Origin of the sequence: Marivivens donghaensis (genome assembly GCF_011806565.1) — a bacterium.
GTDB lineage: Bacteria > Pseudomonadota > Alphaproteobacteria > Rhodobacterales > Rhodobacteraceae > Marivivens > Marivivens donghaensis_A.
In genome coordinates this window covers 62,433-79,533 of the sequence record NZ_JAATOP010000001.1, presented here as the reverse complement: position 1 = coordinate 79,533, position 17,101 = coordinate 62,433, and the positions used below count along the sequence as shown (strand labels likewise).

Annotated in this window: 18 protein-coding genes; 14 read left to right on the top strand and 4 right to left on the bottom strand. The window is 60.5% G+C overall.

The annotated features are described in order from the left end of the window. Position 1 precedes the first annotated feature (1 nt). The 10 genes from fliM to HCZ30_RS00325 all read left to right on the top strand — a co-directional run bounded on the left by fliM (position 2) and on the right by HCZ30_RS00325 (position 6,428). Positions 2-997: a flagellar motor switch protein FliM gene (gene fliM / locus HCZ30_RS00370; RefSeq protein WP_167636245.1), complete on the top strand. Its 996-nt coding sequence runs from the start codon at positions 2-4 to the stop codon at positions 995-997. Continuing rightward, positions 990-1,274: a flagellar motor switch protein FliN gene (gene fliN / locus HCZ30_RS00365; RefSeq protein WP_167635778.1), complete on the top strand. Its 285-nt coding sequence runs from the start codon at positions 990-992 to the stop codon at positions 1,272-1,274. Before fliM ends, fliN begins: the two co-directional genes overlap by 8 nt. Before the next feature lie 64 nt (positions 1,275-1,338). After that, complete coding sequence (locus HCZ30_RS00360; protein ID WP_167635777.1) at positions 1,339-1,608, top strand: flagellar biosynthetic protein FliO; 270 nt, start codon at positions 1,339-1,341, stop codon at positions 1,606-1,608. Continuing rightward, positions 1,605-2,342, top strand: a complete 738-nt coding sequence (gene fliP, locus HCZ30_RS00355; protein ID WP_167635776.1) for a flagellar type III secretion system pore protein FliP — start codon at positions 1,605-1,607, stop codon at positions 2,340-2,342. The genes HCZ30_RS00360 and fliP overlap by 4 nt, the downstream gene beginning before the upstream one ends. 2 nt (positions 2,343-2,344) lie before the next feature. Next, the gene (gene fliQ / locus HCZ30_RS00350) at positions 2,345-2,611 is read left to right on the top strand and encodes a flagellar biosynthesis protein FliQ (protein ID WP_167635775.1); all 267 of its coding nucleotides are present in this window, start codon (positions 2,345-2,347) and stop codon (positions 2,609-2,611) included. 4 nt (positions 2,612-2,615) lie between these two features. Continuing rightward, complete coding sequence (fliR, locus tag HCZ30_RS00345; protein ID WP_167635774.1) at positions 2,616-3,422, top strand: flagellar biosynthetic protein FliR; 807 nt, start codon at positions 2,616-2,618, stop codon at positions 3,420-3,422. Then, positions 3,415-4,563, top strand: a complete 1,149-nt coding sequence (locus HCZ30_RS00340) for an EscU/YscU/HrcU family type III secretion system export apparatus switch protein (RefSeq protein WP_167635773.1) — start codon at positions 3,415-3,417, stop codon at positions 4,561-4,563. The genes fliR and HCZ30_RS00340 overlap by 8 nt, the downstream gene beginning before the upstream one ends. 1 nt (position 4,564) lies before the next feature. Then, positions 4,565-4,771, top strand: coding sequence for a hypothetical protein (locus tag HCZ30_RS00335; protein ID WP_167635772.1), 207 nt, complete (start codon positions 4,565-4,567; stop codon positions 4,769-4,771). A 50-nt stretch (positions 4,772-4,821) separates the two neighbouring features. Beyond that, positions 4,822-5,658 carry a hypothetical protein gene (locus tag HCZ30_RS00330; protein WP_167635771.1) on the top strand — a complete coding sequence of 279 codons (837 nt, stop codon included), beginning with the start codon at positions 4,822-4,824 and terminating at the stop codon, positions 5,656-5,658. Positions 5,659-5,678: 20 nt separating this feature from the next. Continuing rightward, positions 5,679-6,428: a hypothetical protein gene (locus HCZ30_RS00325; RefSeq protein WP_167635770.1), complete on the top strand. Its 750-nt coding sequence runs from the start codon at positions 5,679-5,681 to the stop codon at positions 6,426-6,428. A 7-nt stretch (positions 6,429-6,435) separates the two neighbouring features. Here the strand turns inward: HCZ30_RS00325 and rpoN are convergent, their stop codons facing one another. Further along, the gene (gene rpoN, locus HCZ30_RS00320; protein WP_167635769.1) at positions 6,436-7,755 is read right to left on the bottom strand and encodes an RNA polymerase factor sigma-54; all 1,320 of its coding nucleotides are present in this window, start codon (positions 7,753-7,755) and stop codon (positions 6,436-6,438) included. Positions 7,756-7,940: 185 nt separating this feature from the next. Continuing rightward, the gene (locus HCZ30_RS00315; RefSeq protein WP_167635768.1) at positions 7,941-9,422 is read right to left on the bottom strand and encodes a flagellin; all 1,482 of its coding nucleotides are present in this window, start codon (positions 9,420-9,422) and stop codon (positions 7,941-7,943) included. Positions 9,423-9,688: 266 nt separating this feature from the next. Here HCZ30_RS00315 and HCZ30_RS00310 point away from each other — a divergent pair, with 266 nt between their 5' ends. The 3 genes from HCZ30_RS00310 (at position 9,689) to fliD (ending at position 13,285) form a co-directional block, all read left to right on the top strand. Continuing rightward, positions 9,689-10,453 (top strand): motility protein A, encoded by a 765-nt coding sequence (locus HCZ30_RS00310; protein ID WP_167635767.1) that lies wholly within the window; start codon positions 9,689-9,691, stop codon positions 10,451-10,453. Positions 10,454-10,534: 81 nt separating this feature from the next. Beyond that, positions 10,535-11,638, top strand: coding sequence for an OmpA family protein (locus HCZ30_RS00305; protein ID WP_432442747.1), 1,104 nt, complete (start codon positions 10,535-10,537; stop codon positions 11,636-11,638). 15 nt (positions 11,639-11,653) lie between these two features. Continuing rightward, positions 11,654-13,285, top strand: a complete 1,632-nt coding sequence (gene fliD, locus HCZ30_RS00300; RefSeq protein WP_167635765.1) for a flagellar filament capping protein FliD — start codon at positions 11,654-11,656, stop codon at positions 13,283-13,285. A 24-nt stretch (positions 13,286-13,309) separates the two neighbouring features. On the opposite strand, the gene HCZ30_RS00295 is transcribed toward fliD, so the two are convergent. Further along, positions 13,310-14,407 carry a sigma-54 interaction domain-containing protein gene (locus tag HCZ30_RS00295; RefSeq protein WP_167635764.1) on the bottom strand — a complete coding sequence of 366 codons (1,098 nt, stop codon included), beginning with the start codon at positions 14,405-14,407 and terminating at the stop codon, positions 13,310-13,312. A 360-nt stretch (positions 14,408-14,767) separates the two neighbouring features. Between HCZ30_RS00295 and HCZ30_RS00290 the strand changes: the two genes are divergently transcribed. Next, a complete protein-coding gene (locus HCZ30_RS00290; protein WP_167635763.1) occupies positions 14,768-16,204 on the top strand; it encodes a sugar phosphate nucleotidyltransferase in 1,437 nt (478 codons plus the stop codon). On the opposite strand, the gene HCZ30_RS00285 is transcribed toward HCZ30_RS00290, so the two are convergent. Then, positions 16,205-17,077: a transglycosylase SLT domain-containing protein gene (locus HCZ30_RS00285; RefSeq protein ID WP_167635762.1), complete on the bottom strand. Its 873-nt coding sequence runs from the start codon at positions 17,075-17,077 to the stop codon at positions 16,205-16,207. Positions 17,078-17,101: the final 24 nt, after the last annotated feature.

Below are 17,101 nucleotides of genomic sequence, written 5' to 3'. Positions count from 1 at the left end.
AATCGTGAAGTCACCTCGTAAACTGTCATCCAATGAAGTCGCGGCGCTTGTCGGCGGCCTCATGGATATGGACGGTGCCGGCGACGAAAACGGCGTCTCCTACCGCAGCTACCAGTTCGGTTCCGACGACCTTTCCCTGCTCGGCGAATTCCACGCGCTGCGTATGATCAACGACCGTTTCTGCCGCATCGCGCGTTCGGTCTTCATGCCGATGCTGCGTTTCCAGCCGCGTATTTCGTCGTTCCCGCCGGAAATCCGGAACTTCGATGACTACCGCGACAGTCAGGACCCGTTCCTTTCGCTGACCAACAGCCGGATCGAGGAACTGCGCGGCAACCAGCTGATCGTCATTCCGCCGCAGTTCATCTCGCTGCTGACGGATGCCTACTATGGCGGCTCGATCACCGCGCTACGTCCGACCCGTTCGGAATTCACCGCGACCGAGCACCGCGTGATCGAGATCGTGACGGATAACCTCAACCAGGCGCTGCGTCTGGCGTGGCGCGATCTGATGCCGCTTAATTTCTCGCTCGTCAGCCGCGAGGAAAACCTGCAATTCGCGGCCTTCGTGGACGGTGACGAGATGGTCGTGAACTGTTCGTTCATGGTCCAGCTTCCCGACCTCGAACCGGCGAGCTTCGATATTCTGTACCCGCTGCAAACGCTGAAGCCGATTTCGAGCCAGCTGCGCAGCCGGATGCAGTCCGACTATGTGGCCGACGACAAATCGTGGCGCGAGCGTCTGACCCGCGCGATCCTGTCGATCCCGCTCAACGTGACCGCCGAACTGGTGGAGCCGACGATCTCGCTCGGCAAACTGAAGACTTTGAACAACGGCGACATCGTTCCGGCGAACCTGAGCGACAGCGTCACCATGCGTGTCGAGGGGATGCCGCTCTTTGAAGCGCACGCAGGCGAAATCAGCGGCAAATCCGCATTGAATCTGAGCAAGCGGCTGGACCCGACCAAGCTCAAGAAAGGGCGCACCTATGACTGAAGAAGCGACCAAGGAAACCGCTGAAAGCCTGCGTATGCTCGAAAGCATTCAGGTAAAGCTCACCGTCGAGGTTGGCCGGACCGAACTGACGATCCGCGACCTGCTGCGCCTTGCCGAAGGGTCGATCGTCGAACTCGACCGGCTGGCGGGTGATCCGCTCGACGTGCTGGTCAACGGCACCCCGATCGCCAAAGGCGAGGTCGTGGTGGTGGGCGAACGCTTCGGCATTCGCGTTGGCGAGATCATCGATCCGGAGAAACGCGCCGAAAGCGTTTGATCCCGCCACCCGGCTGGCACAACTTTTGCACGTATCACGGCAGTAACCGTCATGGAGTCTGCCGATGAACGTCGTTCGCCCCGACCAGATCATCATTGTTGTCTTGTTTCTGGCCCTTCTGGGGCTGGCCTGGTTTGTTGTCCGGATGAAAGGTGCGGGTCTTGGCGCGAAAGTGCGTCAGGGTCGTCGGATCTCCGTGGCGGAAGTGACGGCGCTGTCCCCGACGGACCGCGCCATGATCATCAACGTCGACGGCGCTGATTTTCTTGTCCTGAAATCAAAGGGATCGCCCGCTTCACTGACCCGCCTCGAAGCGAAGGAGTCGGCAGAATGAAACGCGTTCTCCTCGCCCTCGGCGTCGTTCTACTGGCATCGCAAACCCACGCGCAGGGGCTTCCGGCCCTGACCGCGACGGGCGATGCGGGCGACACCAGTTACACCCTGTCCTACCAGATCCTGATCCTGATGACGGCCCTGACGGTGCTGCCGTCGCTGGTGCTGGGAATGACGGCTTTCACACGCATCATCATCGTACTGTCGATTCTCCGACAGGCACTCGGCACCCAGCAGACCCCGCCAAACCAGGTTCTGATCGGGCTGGCGCTTTTTCTGACGTTCTATGTCATGAACCCCACGCTGACCGAGGTCTACAACAGCGCGCTGTCGCCTTACCTCGACGGCGCGCTACCCGCGACCGAAGCGATCGAGCGCGGCGGTGCGATCATGCGCGGCTTCCTCATCGCGAACACTCGCGAAACCGACCTGCTGATGTTTTCTGACATGGCGAACCTCGGCCCTTACGAGAGCCCCAATGACGTGCCGTGGTCGGTGCTGCTGCCGTCCTACATGACGTCCGAGCTTAAGTCCGCCTTCCAGATCGGCTTCCTTCTGTTCCTGCCGTTCCTCGTCATCGACATGGTCATCGCGTCGATCCTGATGAGCCTTGGTATGATGATGCTTTCGCCTGTTCTGGTCTCTCTCCCTTTCAAACTGCTGCTGTTCGTTCTGGTTGACGGCTGGGCGCTGACGCTCGGCTCGCTGGCAGCAACCTACTCCGTTGGAGGTTAACAATGGATTTCGACGCGAATATCGAACACCTGCGCATTGCGTACTGGAAAATCCTGATGACGGCTGGGCCTGTGCTCGGCGTGGCGCTGGCTGTCGGTCTGGTCATCGGCATCCTTCAGGCGGCGACCTCGATCAACGAACAGACACTGTCGTTCGTGCCGAAGCTGGCGATTGTCATGCTCACGATGGCGCTGGCCTCGGGCTTTATGCTCACGACGATCACGGACTACTTCGCGTTCGTGTTCGAAACCATCCGCACGATGGATTGACGCGATGGAGGGTGGTGCATTCCTTCCCGGCGCGGAGTTGACTGACGTGGTCTTTTGGATCACGCAGTTCTTCTTCCTGTCGCTGCGGATCGGAGCGTTCCTCCTCGCCGGCCCCGGTTTCGGTGGCCGCTATGTCCCCCTGCCCGTCCGCATCGTCGCGACCATCGTGATGACGCTGCCGCTGGTCGGCAACGTTCCCGTCCCGACGATCGATCAGCTTTCGCAACTGTCGATGTTCAAGCTTGTCGGGATGGAGATCGCTATCGGCCTTGGCGCGGGTATTCTACTGACCACGCTGTTCGGTGCCGCCGCGATTGCGGGCGACCGGATCGCGAACACGGCGGGCCTTGGCTTTGCTGCGCAGCTTGACCCGTCTGCTGGCGGTCAAACCCCTGTTGTCGCACAGATTTTCGGCATCCTGTTACTGCTGATATTCATTGGCACGAACGGTCATCTGACCGCGTTCCGCATCATCCTCGAAAGCTACACGCTGGTGCCGCCGATGGGGTCGTTCAATCCCTACGCGATGATCGACGCGATCATCATGGCGGGCGGCCAAATGTTTGCGCTTGCCGCGCGGATCATGATGCCCGTCGTCGCGGCGCTTCTGCTGATCAACATCATGATCGGCGTCTTCACCCGTTCGGCCCCGCAGCTGAACGTTTTCTCTTTTGGTTTTCCGGTCACGATGACCGCCACGATTGTCCTGTTGTTCCTCACGGTTCCGGGCACGGCGGCGGCATTTGACGAGCTGATCCACGACGCACTGTCGCTCATGTCGGAAATGATTTTGGAGGTCGGCCGTGGCTGAGGACGATAGCGGCGAAAAGTCAAACGAACCAACCCCGCGAAAAAAGGAAAAAGCGCGGGAAGAAGGTAAGGTTGTTACTTCCAAAGAAATGTTCGTCTTTGCCTGCATCGCAACTGGCACGTTGCTGCTGGCGATGGTGCAGTCGATGTCCACCACCGTAGGCGGCATGTGGTCGAATTACTTCGTCATCCGCTCGGGCACCGATCTGGATCAACATCTGCTCATCATGCTTGGCCAAGCGTGGAAGCACGTTCTGGTCGTCGGCCTGATGGCGGCGGTGCCTATTGGTTTGGTCGTGCTTGGCCTGCAAGCCGCGATGGGCGGCATCCAGTTCGCACCGAAAGCGATTGGCTTCAAGCCTGAGAAACTCGACCCGCTCAAAGGTCTGGCGCGGATGGTTTCGAAGCAGGCATTGGTCGAACTGGTCAAAGGCATCCTAAAGGTGTCGATGCTGGCTGTCGTGGCGGGATTTCTGCTCTACGGGATGCTGCCGCGCCTTGACCGCCTTTGGGCGACCGACGTGGCGACCAGCCTCAATGTAGTGCTGAGCGATACGGTCTTGATGCTTGGCGGGTTGTCGATAGTGCTTCTGGTCATCGGTGCGATCGACCTGATCTGGCAGATGTATTCGATGAAGCAACAGCTGATGATGACCTTCAAGGAGGTCCGCGACGAAGCCAAGGAAACCAACGGCTCGCCCGAGCTGAAAGGCAAAATCCGCCAGAAGCAGTTCGAGATGTCCCGCCGAGGTTCGCAGGAACGCGCCGCTCTCAAGGACGTGCCGAAGGCCACCGCGATCGTCACGAACCCGACCCACTTCGCCATCGCGCTGCGGTACGTACCCGGCGAGATGCCCGCCCCTGTCGTGCTTGCCTCGGGCAAGGGTCACATGGCGCACGAGATCATCAAGCTCGGCAAGAAGAAGGGCATCCACACCGTGCGTGTCCCGCTGCTTGCCCGCGCGCTCTACTTCACCACGCAGATCGGACAGGAGATCGACGAGCGTCTCTTTACCGCCGTCGCTGTGCTGCTCGGTTACGTCTACCACGTCGACCGCGGCTACATGGGCGAAATGCCCGACATCGACCTGCCTGACGAACTGCATCTGAACGAATTCGGACGCCGGATGGACGAGGAATAATATGAGTACCAGTCGCAATTCACGCTCGACCGGAGAGATGATCTCTACTTTTGCCTTCGCAGGGATGGCGGCAAAGCTGACGTATAATGCGCTCGAATGGGATGGCGGGTTGTTGGCGCATACAGCCCTTTGGCTGAGCGCGATTGCCTGCTTTCTCGGCGCACTGCGCTTCCCGCTTCAGGCCATCAAGGACCGCAGACGCCGCTAGGTGGCACGGCCCTTGCAAGCCACTGACAAGCTCGATTTTCGGAGAACACCATGCCACCGCGTAAGCCCAAGCGTACAAGCTCGAAGCCTGACGACGAAGAAGAAATGACCGAATCCGAACAGCTCACGGACTCGATCAATCGCGCGCTGGAATCGGCGCGTCTTGCTGACGACGCCGCGCAGGATATCGAGACGATCAAAAAGGCGCACGACGCCTTCGTGGTCAAAGTCCAGCAGTCGCAGAAGAAGCTCGGCGCGATGGCGATCGGGGCTCTGGTCGGCGGTCTACTGGCCACGACGATTGCAGGCCTGATCTATTTTCGCAGCGTGAACGACCTGCGCGAGAACGCCGAACTTCAGGCAGAGGCGCTGGCAGCCATCGTCGCACAGACCGCCGCCCTGCAAGAGGTCGTCACCCAAGCGGGCAACCAGCAAGGCGCGATGCAGACCGTTCTAACCTCGCACATTGACGATGCGACCGAACGCCTGTCCGCCGAAATGGCGCTGATGGCGACGCAGGCTCCTATGCCCGAGCCCGAGACCGCCGAAACGGACGCCAACATGGTCCCGCAGATGATGAGCGGCGTGAACGACACCATCTCGGCCAAGATCGACGAGGTTCACGAGGACCTTCTGGGCGCGATCACGGACCTCGATCTGTCGTTGACCAACATCATCACCGAAACGTCGGGCGGTATGGGCGAAGAGACCCGCGCGCAGATGACGGAGATGATCGGCGAGCTTCGCACCGCGATCGCGGCTGCGCAGACAGCGGCGGCCCGTCCGGCTCCGGCACCTACGCCAACACCGACGCGTGCGGCCACGACGACACGCCCCGCACCGCGTCCGGCACCCGCGCCCGCACCAAACCCTTTCAGCATTCCGTAACACTGTCGTAAAGTCAGCACATGGCGGATGATCAGGTCGATGACGAAGCACCGGCCGCCGGCGCAGCGCCTCAAACGAAGGCCGCGCCGACGGGGACGGTGAAGCTTGCGAACCGCAAGCTGACGGCAGCGGGCAGTATGCTCGGGCTGCGCCCCGGTGATGTGCTGGCGGGCGTGAACGGCGCGCCGTTTATCGGCACCGTTCAGGACCTCAATACCCGTTTCAAACAGAGCGGCGGCAAGCCCTTGGCGCTGAGTTTCAGGCGCGGAAAGGTCGACCTGACCGTCCTTGCGGACCATCCAAACTTGGGCAAATGGGAAGCGACCGATCCCGTATCCGGATGGACGGGTGACGGCGATGATCCCGTGATGATGCGCAATTGGGAGGTGCTGCGTGCTAGCGATGGCAGCTACGACCTTCACTCGCTGTCCCCCGACAACCTCGCGCTGTTCCTGCCGCCTGTCTGGCTGCTCAAAAGCCGCCTGTGGGTTGCGACCGCTGCGATTATCGCCGCTTTGGTCACGGCAGGCATGATCTGGATTCCGCTGGCCGCAGTAGTCTACATTCTTGCCGGTCTGACGCTGCGCAAATCCGGCGCAACGCTCTATCGTCTGGACAGGATCAACATGGGAATGGCGCCCTACGCCATTGTTGCCGCCACGTCCGAAGCAGGCGCTCACGCCGCTTACGGTAAGATCGACCCGAAGGGCAGATTCATGTTCGCCGCCCCCAAGGAGGAGACGGCGGAACACGAACTCACAGAGGACTAAGAAAGGATCAGGCGGCGCCTGCAACGACCGCGCGGCGGCGGCGCTGGACCGAGCTGGGGATGTTCAGCATTTCGCGATACTTGGCGACGGTGCGGCGGGCCAGTTCGGTGCCTTCGTCTGCCAGAGTTTTGACAATCGCGTCGTCGCTCAGCGGGCTTTCCGGATTTTCGTTCGACACCAGCTGCTTGATGCGGTGACGCACAGCCGCAGCCGAACCCGAGCTATCGCCCTTCGCACCCAGAGCCGCGTTGAAGAACGCCTTGAGCGGCAGCGTGCCTTGCGGGGTCTGGATCAACATACCGTTGGTGACACGGCTGACGGTGCTTTCGTGTACGCCTACGGCGTCCGCGATTTCGCGCAGGATCATCGGGCGCAGGTGCGACGGGCCGTTCTCAAGGAACTCTGCCTGACGCTTCACGACCTCTGCGCCGACCTTCAGCGTGGTCATGTTGCGGTGCTCGACGGCGCGCTGGAGCCAGCGTGCGACGTTAACGCGATCCTCGGCCCACGCCTTGCCGTCAGCGGTGCGGCGAAGGCTCTTGATGGTGTCGTTGGTACGCACCTGTACGGTGGGCAGAGTCGAGCGGTTCAGGTCGATGTTCCAGCCATCCTCGCCCTTCGTCACAATGAGATCCGGCGGACGCTGCGGCGAGACGGAACCTTCGTATACGGCACCCGGCTTAGGGTTGAGACCGCGCAGTTGGCGCAGCACCGGACGCAGGGTTTCAAGGTCGGTGCGGCAGGCCTTCGACAGACCTTTGAGGTCGGCGTTAGCGAGCAGCCCGAGGTTGTTCAGTACACCTTCAAACACCGGCGACATGATGTCGAGGTCGATAGCCTGAAGGCGCAGACACTCGGCAAGGTCGCGGGCAAAGAAACCAGCCGGTTCAATGGTTTGGAGCTTGACCAGCAGCTCTTCGGCTTCCTCGATGGTCATGTTGCCGGTCATGGCGATCACGTCCAGAGGTTGACCGAGCCAACCCGACGGCTCCAGCGCATCAAGGAACGCTTCGGCACGCTGGCGACAGGTGGCGGACAGATCAAGACGGTCGATCTCTGCGGTTGCATGGGCGTAGATCGACGGACCCGGATCAGCGGCAAGATTGCCGATGCGATCCCAGTCGTCCGAGGCATTGCGCGACGACGACGGCAGAGCCGGCGCGGCGGGCAGCTTCACGTCGACAAACGGGTTCTCTTCGGCCTGTTCTTCGATGAACGAAGCGAGATCCTGATTTCCGAGTTGAAGAAGATGGATTGCCTGTTGCAGCTGCGCGGTAACAACAAGCGACTGTCTCTGACTAACAATTTGGGACGTATTGAGCTGCATGGTTCTGACCTCCGATGAACCCAAACTGCAGCGATTCTGGAGAAATTTAAAAAAATCAATTTGACAGCCCTAAAATGACGGAAAACCGGTGTCGGAATAGTGGCGTACACCCAATAAGTGTCTGAAATAAAAGAAACCCCGGCGAACCAGTCGCCGGGGCTTTTTTTCGAAGTGTCGGTTTTCCGTCAGCCGCGGAGCAGCTGGAGGACGCCCTGCTTCGAGGAGTTCGCCTGTGCGAGCATCGCCGTTGCAGCCTGGCTGAGGATCTGGCCGCGGGCCAGGTTGGTCGATTCCTGAGCGAAGTCTGCGTCCATAACCTGCGACTTAGCGGCCTGAACCGAAGTCGAGATGTTGGTCAGGTTCGAGATGACCGAGTCGAGGCGGTTGGAAACAGCACCGAGCTCCGAGCGGCTGTCCGAGATCTTCGACAGTGCGACGTCGATCACCTTGATGGCGTCGTTTGCGCCTTCAGCGGTGGTGATATCGATTTCCGAAACCGCGCTCAGCGAGGAGCCGAAGTGCAGGTCGCTGTCGGTGTCTAGGAACGATTCCGAAGTACCGGCAACGTCGCTGACGTCGGTCGCGACCGAGAAGGTGTTGGTCGAGGTCATGTTGACCGAACCCTTCATGGTGACGGTGTCGGTGGTGCCGGCAGTGGTAGGGTCGAGGTCGAAAGTCGCAGCGTTGTCACCTGCGGTGATGGTCATGGTCGACGAGGCGGTCGAGGACTTGAAGTTCTCGATTTTGATGTCGTCACCGTCAACATCGGTCAGTTCGATGTTGCCATCGTCGTTGATCGCTGCGGTCACGCCAGTCTGCGAGGACAGGTCGTTGATCGCATCACGCAGCGATTCCAGACGCTGACCGCCGTTCGGGTCGGATGCCGGAATAGCGACCGCTTTGGTCGAGACACCGTTGATGTCGAACTGAACGGTCGAAGCGACTGCCGTGTTCGAGGCTTCCGGACCTTCGAGGACTGCCGAAGTGCTTGCGGTTGCCGAAACACCGGTCGAGGACGAGATACCGTTGACGCGAGCAGCGATGTCCTTGGCGGAGTCGGTTGCGGTAGTGGTCATCGTTTCCGAACCGCGGTGGCCCGAGATGGTGACGGTTTCAGCGTCGAACGAGGTGGTCGACTGTTCCGAGGTCATCTCGTGGGCGCCAATGTCGGTCGCTTTCGCGCTGTCGACGTTGATTTCCATGGTGGTGCCGGAGTCAGCGCCGATCTGCAGCTGCTTACCTTTGAACGAACCGTCGAGGATATTCATACCGTTGAAGGTGGTGGTTTCAGCAACGCGGTCGACTTCTGCGACCAGCTGCTTGGCTTCTGCCATCAGCGAGCCACGGTCCGAAGCGGTGTTGGTGTCGTTTGCCGACTGAACTGCGAGTTCACGCAGACGCTGCAGCATGTTCGAGACTTCCACGTGTGCACCTTCAGTGGTGTCTACGAGGTTCTTACCGTCCGAAGCGTTACGAATTGCCTGGTTCAGACCCATGACCTGTGCGGTCATTTTTTCGCCGATGGCCATACCGGCGGCGTCGTCCTTAGCAGCGTTGACGCGCAGACCGGTCGAAAGGCGGGTCATTGCGGTGTTAAACTCGTCATTCACGCGAGCCATGTTGGACTGTGCGTTGATGGCGCCGATGTTAGTATTAATCGTAGTCATAGGTGCCTCCGATAGGGTTGGCGGGTTGTTGGTGACGCGCCGTGCAGCGCTTGTCATCCTCAACGGCTCCCTGAGAATTTGTTTAGCACGAAATGAAAAATTGCGCGGCGGCAGGACCTTACCATTCTACTGACTCTATACGCACGTAGGCGGCACGGTTTTTGCCCACGTATCCGGCACCCTCTGCGGGTGGATTTTCGCGCGTCTGCTGAAATTCTTCGGCTGCATGCCGTTAATCCATAAGCAACCGGAACCGGAGTTTGACTATGGATCTCGCATCGCTCATTGGCCTTATCGGCGCAGTCGGTATGATTGTCGGCGCTATGATCAGCGGCGGCGGCATCGGACCGTTCATCGACGTACCCTCGATCCTCATCGTGTTCGGCGGGACGCTCTTTGCCGTGATGTATCTGCTGCCGATGGGCGTCTTCCTCGGACACTTCGGTGCGATGGCCAAATGCTTCATGCCTTCCACGTTCAAGACCGAACAGCTGATCGAGAAAATGGTCGAGCTGTCGAACCTCGCCCGCAAGGACGGGATGATGGCTCTCGAAGGTCAGCAGGTTACCGACAAGTTCTTCGAGAAGGGCCTCCAGATGCTCGTCGACGGTGCGGACGAGCAGAAGATGGCCAAGCAGCTCAAGCAGGAAATCGACGCGATGAAGCGTCGCCACGCCGCCAACCAGTCCGGCGTCAAAGCGTGGATCGACATCGGTCCTGCGATGGGCATGATCGGTACGCTGATCGGCCTCGTTCTGATGCTCGGCAACATGGCCGACCCCAAGGCGATCGGCCCTGCAATGGCGGTGGCACTTCTGACAACTCTTTATGGTGCGTTTCTTGCGAACGTGCTTTTCGGCCCGATGCTGGCGAAGCTCGAAGGCTACTCGGCTGATGAAGTCGTCTACCGCGAACTCGTCATCGAGGGCCTGCGCGGCATCGCCAAAGGCGACAGCGGCCGCAACATCCAAGACCAGCTCGTCACCGCTCTTGCGCCGAAGGTGCAGCAGAAAATGGCAGAGGCTGCGTAACCCATGGCAAAGCTCAAGGTCGTCCCCCCGCCTCCTCCCGAAGAGGAAGAAGAGCAGGAAGAATGCCCAAAGTGCCCACCTGTGGGTGCTCCTGCTTGGATGGCGACCTTCGCCGACATGGCAACGCTGCTGATGGCGTTCTTCGTTCTCATTCTGTCATTCGCCGAATTCAACCAGCCCCGTTTCAAGATGATCGCGGGCTCGCTGCGTGAATCCTTCGGTGTGCAGCGCCTCGTGCCTGTCGTCGAAAGCCCGAAGGGCACGACCGTCATTTCGCAGACGTTCTCTCCGTCGCCGCAGCCGTCGGTCACGCAGGAAATGACGCAGGACACAACCCAGCAGGACCAGCGGGAGGTGAAAACCGACGAGCCGACCGAGAACACCGAGAAAGAAACCGATCCGCAGGAACAGACCGACCAGCAGACCGAACAGCAACAACAGGAGCAGCAGGAGAAACAGCAGCTCATGGAAGAGCTTCAGGACGCGCTGGAAGGCACGGACCTGTCGGTCGAAATGCAGGGTGATCAGGTCACCGTCACCTTCCCCGAGGCAACCTCGGACCAGCCGATGGCAGAGCGCGCGGAACAGATGCAGCAGCTCGCCGACGCGCTGGAACAGACCGGTGCAACGGGTGAAGACGTGCAGGTCAGCGGCCTCGCTAATGATTTGGGCCGCATTGCAGATGCGATGGGCGGCGCGGGTGAAGGCACCGGAACCGGCGATAGCCAAGCGGCGCAGCGCCGTGCGGGTGTGGCCGAGGCCAAGCTGGAAGTCGCGCTGCAAGAACAGATCGACCAAGGCCTCGTCGCGGTGGAGCGCGAGGACGACAAGATCTTCGTCACGGTCGGCGCAGGCGGCGCGTTCTCTTCCGGCTCTGCCGACCTCACCGCCGAAGCGCAGGAAATCATGCGTCGCCTCGCGCTGTCCGCTGCGGGCAACGAAGGCACGATTACCGTGACGGGCCATACCGACAACGTTCCGCTATCGGGCGGTCAGTTCACGGACAACTGGGGGCTCGCCTCTGGCCGTGCGTCGGCTGTGGTGCGCGAACTTGGCGCTACGGGTCTGGTCGCACCGGACCGTCTGTCGGCTGTATCCAAAGGCGAAAGCGAACCCGTGGCCAGCAACGACACACCCGAAGGGCGCGAGCAGAACCGCCGCATCGAAATCGAAATCGACTTCTAACAAGGAGCCATCGCAATGGCCGTCGATTATATCAGCACGCTGAACAAGAACGGCTCGGGCCTCAATCTGTCCGAGCTGGCAGGCAGCATTGCCGCCGCAGAAACCGCACCCAAGATCTATGCGGCAGAGAAGAAGAAAGCAGAAGCCGAGGTCGCGATCTCTGCCTACGCCCAGCTTCGCGCAGCGTTCGAGGATTTCGACGGCTCGCTCGCCTACATGCAGGGCGCATCGGTGCTGAGCGCGACGTCTGGGAGCTCTGCCATTTCGGTCGAAGTCACCGAACGTTCTGCTGTGACCGAGGCCACATCGAGCGTCGACGTGATCCAGACCGCGCAGCGTCAGGTGCTCGAATTCACCGGCTTCACTGGGCCGGATGATGTGATCGGAACGGGAGATATCTCTGTCGAATTCGGCGTGTGGACGGAAGATAGCACGACTTTCACCGCAAACCCGAGCTACCCCGGCAGCACCATCACCATTGGTGAGGGCGCAACGCTTCAGGATTTTGCCGACGCGCTCTCGTCGCTCGACGGCGTAACGGCCAAAGTACTCGACCGCGGTGACGGCACCTACACACTCGGGATCGTATCCGAAGAAGGCGCTGGCCGCGCTATGCGGTTCCAGACGACCAATGCCACCGGTGCGCTAGTCGATTTCGACACCACGACCACCAACGTGGACAAACAGGTGCAGGCGGCGCAGAACGCCCTGCTGACGGTCGACGGTGTGACGATCTTTCGCGACACAAATGTCATCGACGATGCCATCGACGGGCTGACGCTCACGCTGAACGGCACGACCGAATTCCCGACGGGGGTCACGGTCAAGCGCGATGCGGAACTGGCGTCACAGATGCTGCAGACCTTCGTGTCGCAGATCAACACGACGATCCGCACGATCAAGGACATGACCGTCTACGGCACTGCCGAGAACGACGCAGGAGACCTTGCAGGTGACCGCACCGCGCAGAAACTGCTCAAGGATTTCACCGACGTTCTGAAACAGCCGCTTACGGGCCACCGCGACGATCCTGTCTATATGGCCGACCTTGGCGTTGCGACCAATCGTGACGGGACGCTGTATCTGAATACTGCCCTTTTCGAGCGGGCATTCACCAACGACCCCGATGCGTTCGATCAGGTGTTTCAGGATACGTTCCGTGCGGACAACGAAGGCATTACGGTCAGCGGCACCGCGAATTCTTCTACCAAATCGGGCTCTTACGATTTCAGCTTCGATCCTAATGCGGGCACGGTCCGCATGGGCAATTCATCCATGTTCGCGACCGCGCTGGACGACAACATGATCCGCTTCGTGGCGACGTCGGGCGATATGGCTGGCGTGGTCATGCTGATGGAAAACACCGCCACCACGGGGACGATCAGCTATGGCCGCAGCCTCGTGTCGAGCCTTCGCGAAGTGCTGGATGATGCGCTGAGGGTCAACGGCACGTTCGACAGCCGCGACACCCATTTCAACAACATCATGACGGAGCAGGACGCGGAGCTGAAAGAAGCGGAGGAGCGAACCGACACGATCGAGACGCGCTACCTTAAGCGTTTCGCGGCTATGGAAACCGCGATCTCCGCGCTGAATGCGACGGGCGAATACCTCAGCAATCTCGTCGATAGCTGGAACAAGAGCTAAGAAATCAGTGGAAAGAGGCCGCTATCAAGCGACCTCGCGGTTCAGCCCGTACTTTTTCATCTTTTCGATGAGGGTGGTGCGGCGCAGACGCAGCTGGGTGGCCGCACGGCTGACGCAATAGCTGGTCTTTTCCAGCGCCGTCTCGATCAGGGCCACTTCGATATCTCGCAGATAAACGCGTAGGTCGAGGTCCTGCCCTTCGGCGTCGTTCAGATAGCGGAACTGATCCGGCGACGGCAGATCGTGGGTTTCGGGCATGACCGCGTCGGACTGCGGCGCACAGCCGTCGATGTAGGGCATTCCGGCGTTCAGCAGGAAGTGTTTTACCATGTCGCCAGTAACGACCTGACCCGGGAACATGACGGACGCGCGGATCAGCGTGTTGCGAAGTTCACGGATGTTGCCCCGCCACGTGTGCGACTGGAGCGCGCGCATGCCGGTCTCATCGAATAGCGGCTCGTCGAAGGTGACGTCGTTCGCCTTGTAGCCCTTGATCATGCGATCGAGGATGAGCGGAATGTCGGTCACGCGCTTTGCCAGCGACGGCAGGCCGATCTGGAATACGGCAACGCGGAAATAGAGGTCTTCGCGGAACTGTACTTCTTCCTGAGAGGTCAGATCGCGGTGGGTCGCGGTGACGAGGCGGAAATCGACGTCGATTTCCTGCATCGATCCAAGGCGACGGATCTTGCGGGTTTCGAGAACGCGGAGCAATTTGACCTGAAGTGCGGGCGGCATGTCACCGATCTCGTCGAGGAACAGCGTACCGCCGCAAGCCTGTTCGAAACGGCCGATCTTGCGGCCTTCTGCACCGGTAAACGCACCCTTCTCGTGGCCGAAGAGTTCGCTTTCCAGCAGCTCGGCAGGGATCGCGGCACAGTTCACGGCAACCAGTTCGCCCGTACGGCCGGATACGGCATGCAGCGCCTCTGCGACAAGTTCCTTGCCCGTACCTGTCTCGCCCTGCACCAGCACGGGGGCAACCGACGCGCCGACCAGCGCAATGTGCTGCTTGACCTGCTGCATGACGGGAGAGTTACCGGCAATGATACCATCGACCACAGCGATAGCGCTATCAGTGTTCTGCGCGCCGAATTGTACGTTAGTCCAATGCTGTGTCATGGTACCGTCCTTACTTTTTGTAATTCCGACAGGGTGTCGGGCCACTGACACATCATCCCACAACCTGAGAGTTATTTAGACTCTGCATGAGAGGGTCTAAAAACAGCGTCGGACTAGGTGCATATCTCGACCAGCACTGACGATTATACTTCGGGATAGTGATCCAGTGCGCTTACCACCTCGTTCAACGAACTTGGGGCTTGGCCGTGGCAACGCCGTCATTCTCGTATGTCGAGAATCGGACGCCCTTCGAATCGGGCGAGGCATAGGTATCCTATCCCTCTGAAAATTGGACAGTTTTGCAAAATAAGCGCATGAATTGCCGCGAAGCCGTGAAACTCGCCTACGAAGGAGGAACGGATGTCACTTCGCTCTGTATGTCCCGTCATTCTCTGTAGTGGCCGTGACCAGAATTTCTGGCCGGTATCGAGCGACGCCCTGCCCCAGCAATTCGCGAAAACAGGCGATGCGCCCAGCGCTTTCCAGCAAAGTTTGAAGGCTGCGTTCGAATTGGGCCTCGGACCCGCTTTGGTTGTGGCACTGTCGGATCACCGTCACCTCGTCGATGACCAGATCGCGGAATACGGCATTCCCGTCCGCGCGGTTGTGGGACTGCCCGAAGATCGCGGCACTTCCGCAGCGGCTTGCGCGGCGACGGAAATCGTCGCGGCAGAAAACCCCGACACGTCGATGCTGCTGATGCTGGCCGACCGTCAGGTGATCCACCAGCGAACCATCGCGGAAGCCATTTCCGCCGGCTATCACCTGTCGGACAGCGGGCAGTTCGTGTCCTTCGGCTTCCCCCCTGGTGCGGGCGTGCCGCGGTCCATCGCCATCGAGCTGGCGCAGGGCACGTCACTATCGACCTCCCCGCAACCGGTCGCGCAGTTCCTGCCGACCTCGGACACCGCCGTTGCCGGAGAGATTGCCGCGACGGGTCGGTACATGTGGGGCATGCAGCTCGTGCTGGTTTCGGCCAAGACCTTACGCGGCATCTACGGCCGACACGCCGCCCCCATTCGCGCCACCGTCCGCCGCGCCGTTCGCGAAGGTCAGGTGAATGGCAAATCCCATACTCTTGGGGCGTGCTACAGCGCCGCCGATGAAACGAGTTTCTTCACCTCGATCATGCAGCACCAGCAGGGCACCGTCGTACCGCTCGCGTCTGGATCTTCGACGGTCGAGAATTGGCGCGATGCGTGGCAAAGCGCCGAGAAAGACCGCAAGGGAGTTCGTGTCGAAGGCAACGCGCAGGCGCACGGCTGCAACGACACCTACCTTGCAAGCCAGTCGGACGGGATGCAGGTTCTCGGCATTGGGCTCAGCAATATCGCGGTGGTCGCCACACGCGACGCCGTGCTCGTGATGGACATGGACAAGACCGAGGAACTGCCTACCGTGGTCAGGCAGATGGAGGCGCGACCGTCGTCCAAGTCACAAGGCCCAGTGCTCCAGCTTCATCCGTGGGGCAGGACCGAAATGCTTCAAACGGGCCCGACCCACCGCCTGCGCTGGGTTATCATCAAGCCCGGTTGCCGCATTCCCACCCGCTCTCACCTCAACCGAAAAGAGAACTGGGTTGTCGTCGAAGGAACGGGCCGCGTTGTGCGTGATGGCGTGACCGAACTGATCTGCGAAAACGATAGCGTTCTGATCGGTAAGGGTCAGGAATACAGCATCGAAAATCCGGGCAAGGCGACGCTGAAGCTCGTCGAGGTCCAGACCGGACCTTACCTTGGCGACGATGATCAGGAAGTGGTCGACACCGTGTACGAAACCGCCGACGCCGAGGAATAACTACTGCGCAGAACCGAAGAGTTCACGGAACGCTTCGATCTTGTCCCAGTCGCGTTGAAGGCGCGGCGGCAGGCTTTCGCGGCTAGCCAACACGCGGTTATCGGTGACGCGCCAACGGCCCTCGGTGCGCGGCTCTTCGGTCGGCGCATTCAGCACCACAGCGATCGGCGCGGCGTCGTCATAGGTGCCACGCGCACGCGGACGCGGCGTGTGTTCGGGCGCACCTGATTGCGGCGTGTCCTCTGGGCTGTCGTCTTCGCTGGCGAGGTAGACTTCGACTGTCGGCGCCATCGCAACGAGCGGCATCGGGCTGCGGGTCAGGAAACCGCGCTGCGGCTCTGGGAGCGGCACAGGGTCTTCCTGACGGATTTCCGCGACGATGTTGTAGACCCGCTCGCGATAAGCCGTGCCGCGATCCGTGTCGCGAGAATGGTAGCTGGCCGTCGCCGCGTCCCATCCGCCGAGCTGATTGTAGAGCTCGGCCATGAACTGCGCGCCGTAGCGGGTGTTCAGATCGGGATCGAGCATATCGGCCAGCGACGGGAAATTATCGTGGTGCCAGCGATAGTTAATCTGCATGCAGCCCACGTCGATATTGGTCACGCCCTCTGCTACCGCCTGTTCCAGATAGGCCTGCGCCTCCGCTCGGGTATCGAAATACATGCTGCGCCCGCCCTGGTTCAGCGTCCAAGGCCAAGCGCGGCGATCAACGCCGTTGATGGCGTAACCGCTTTCCATACGCGCCACGGCGGGGAGTAGGGTTTCGGGGAGACCGGCCTCCTGCCCCGCAACAGCGGCCAGCCCCTCGCAATCGGGGAGGTTGGCCAGCGCGGGCGTTGCCAGAAGCGCAAAGAGGGAAACAAGAAATCTCATGTCCCTGCCCTGCAAGTCCCGCGC

What these genes read in the sequence shown, in the direction of transcription:
- fliN (WP_167635778.1), top strand. Translation starts at nt 990, where the DNA reads ATGACTGAAGAAGCGACCAAGGAAACCGCTGAAAGCCTGCGTATGCTC.
- HCZ30_RS00360 (WP_167635777.1), top strand. Translation starts at nt 1,339, where the DNA reads ATGAACGTCGTTCGCCCCGACCAGATCATCATTGTTGTCTTGTTTCTG.
- fliP (WP_167635776.1), top strand. Translation starts at nt 1,605, where the DNA reads ATGAAACGCGTTCTCCTCGCCCTCGGCGTCGTTCTACTGGCATCGCAA.
- fliQ (WP_167635775.1), top strand. Translation starts at nt 2,345, where the DNA reads ATGGATTTCGACGCGAATATCGAACACCTGCGCATTGCGTACTGGAAA.
- fliR (WP_167635774.1), top strand. Translation starts at nt 2,616, where the DNA reads ATGGAGGGTGGTGCATTCCTTCCCGGCGCGGAGTTGACTGACGTGGTC.
- HCZ30_RS00335 (WP_167635772.1), top strand. Translation starts at nt 4,565, where the DNA reads ATGAGTACCAGTCGCAATTCACGCTCGACCGGAGAGATGATCTCTACT.
- HCZ30_RS00330 (WP_167635771.1), top strand. Translation starts at nt 4,822, where the DNA reads ATGCCACCGCGTAAGCCCAAGCGTACAAGCTCGAAGCCTGACGACGAA.
- HCZ30_RS00325 (WP_167635770.1), top strand. Translation starts at nt 5,679, where the DNA reads ATGGCGGATGATCAGGTCGATGACGAAGCACCGGCCGCCGGCGCAGCG.
- rpoN (WP_167635769.1), bottom strand. Translation starts at nt 7,755, where the DNA reads ATGCAGCTCAATACGTCCCAAATTGTTAGTCAGAGACAGTCGCTTGTT.
- HCZ30_RS00315 (WP_167635768.1), bottom strand. Translation starts at nt 9,422, where the DNA reads ATGACTACGATTAATACTAACATCGGCGCCATCAACGCACAGTCCAAC.
- HCZ30_RS00310 (WP_167635767.1), top strand. Translation starts at nt 9,689, where the DNA reads ATGGATCTCGCATCGCTCATTGGCCTTATCGGCGCAGTCGGTATGATT.
- fliD (WP_167635765.1), top strand. Translation starts at nt 11,654, where the DNA reads ATGGCCGTCGATTATATCAGCACGCTGAACAAGAACGGCTCGGGCCTC.
- HCZ30_RS00295 (WP_167635764.1), bottom strand. Translation starts at nt 14,407, where the DNA reads ATGACACAGCATTGGACTAACGTACAATTCGGCGCGCAGAACACTGAT.
- HCZ30_RS00290 (WP_167635763.1), top strand. Translation starts at nt 14,768, where the DNA reads ATGTCACTTCGCTCTGTATGTCCCGTCATTCTCTGTAGTGGCCGTGAC.
- HCZ30_RS00285 (WP_167635762.1), bottom strand. Translation starts at nt 17,077, where the DNA reads ATGAGATTTCTTGTTTCCCTCTTTGCGCTTCTGGCAACGCCCGCGCTG.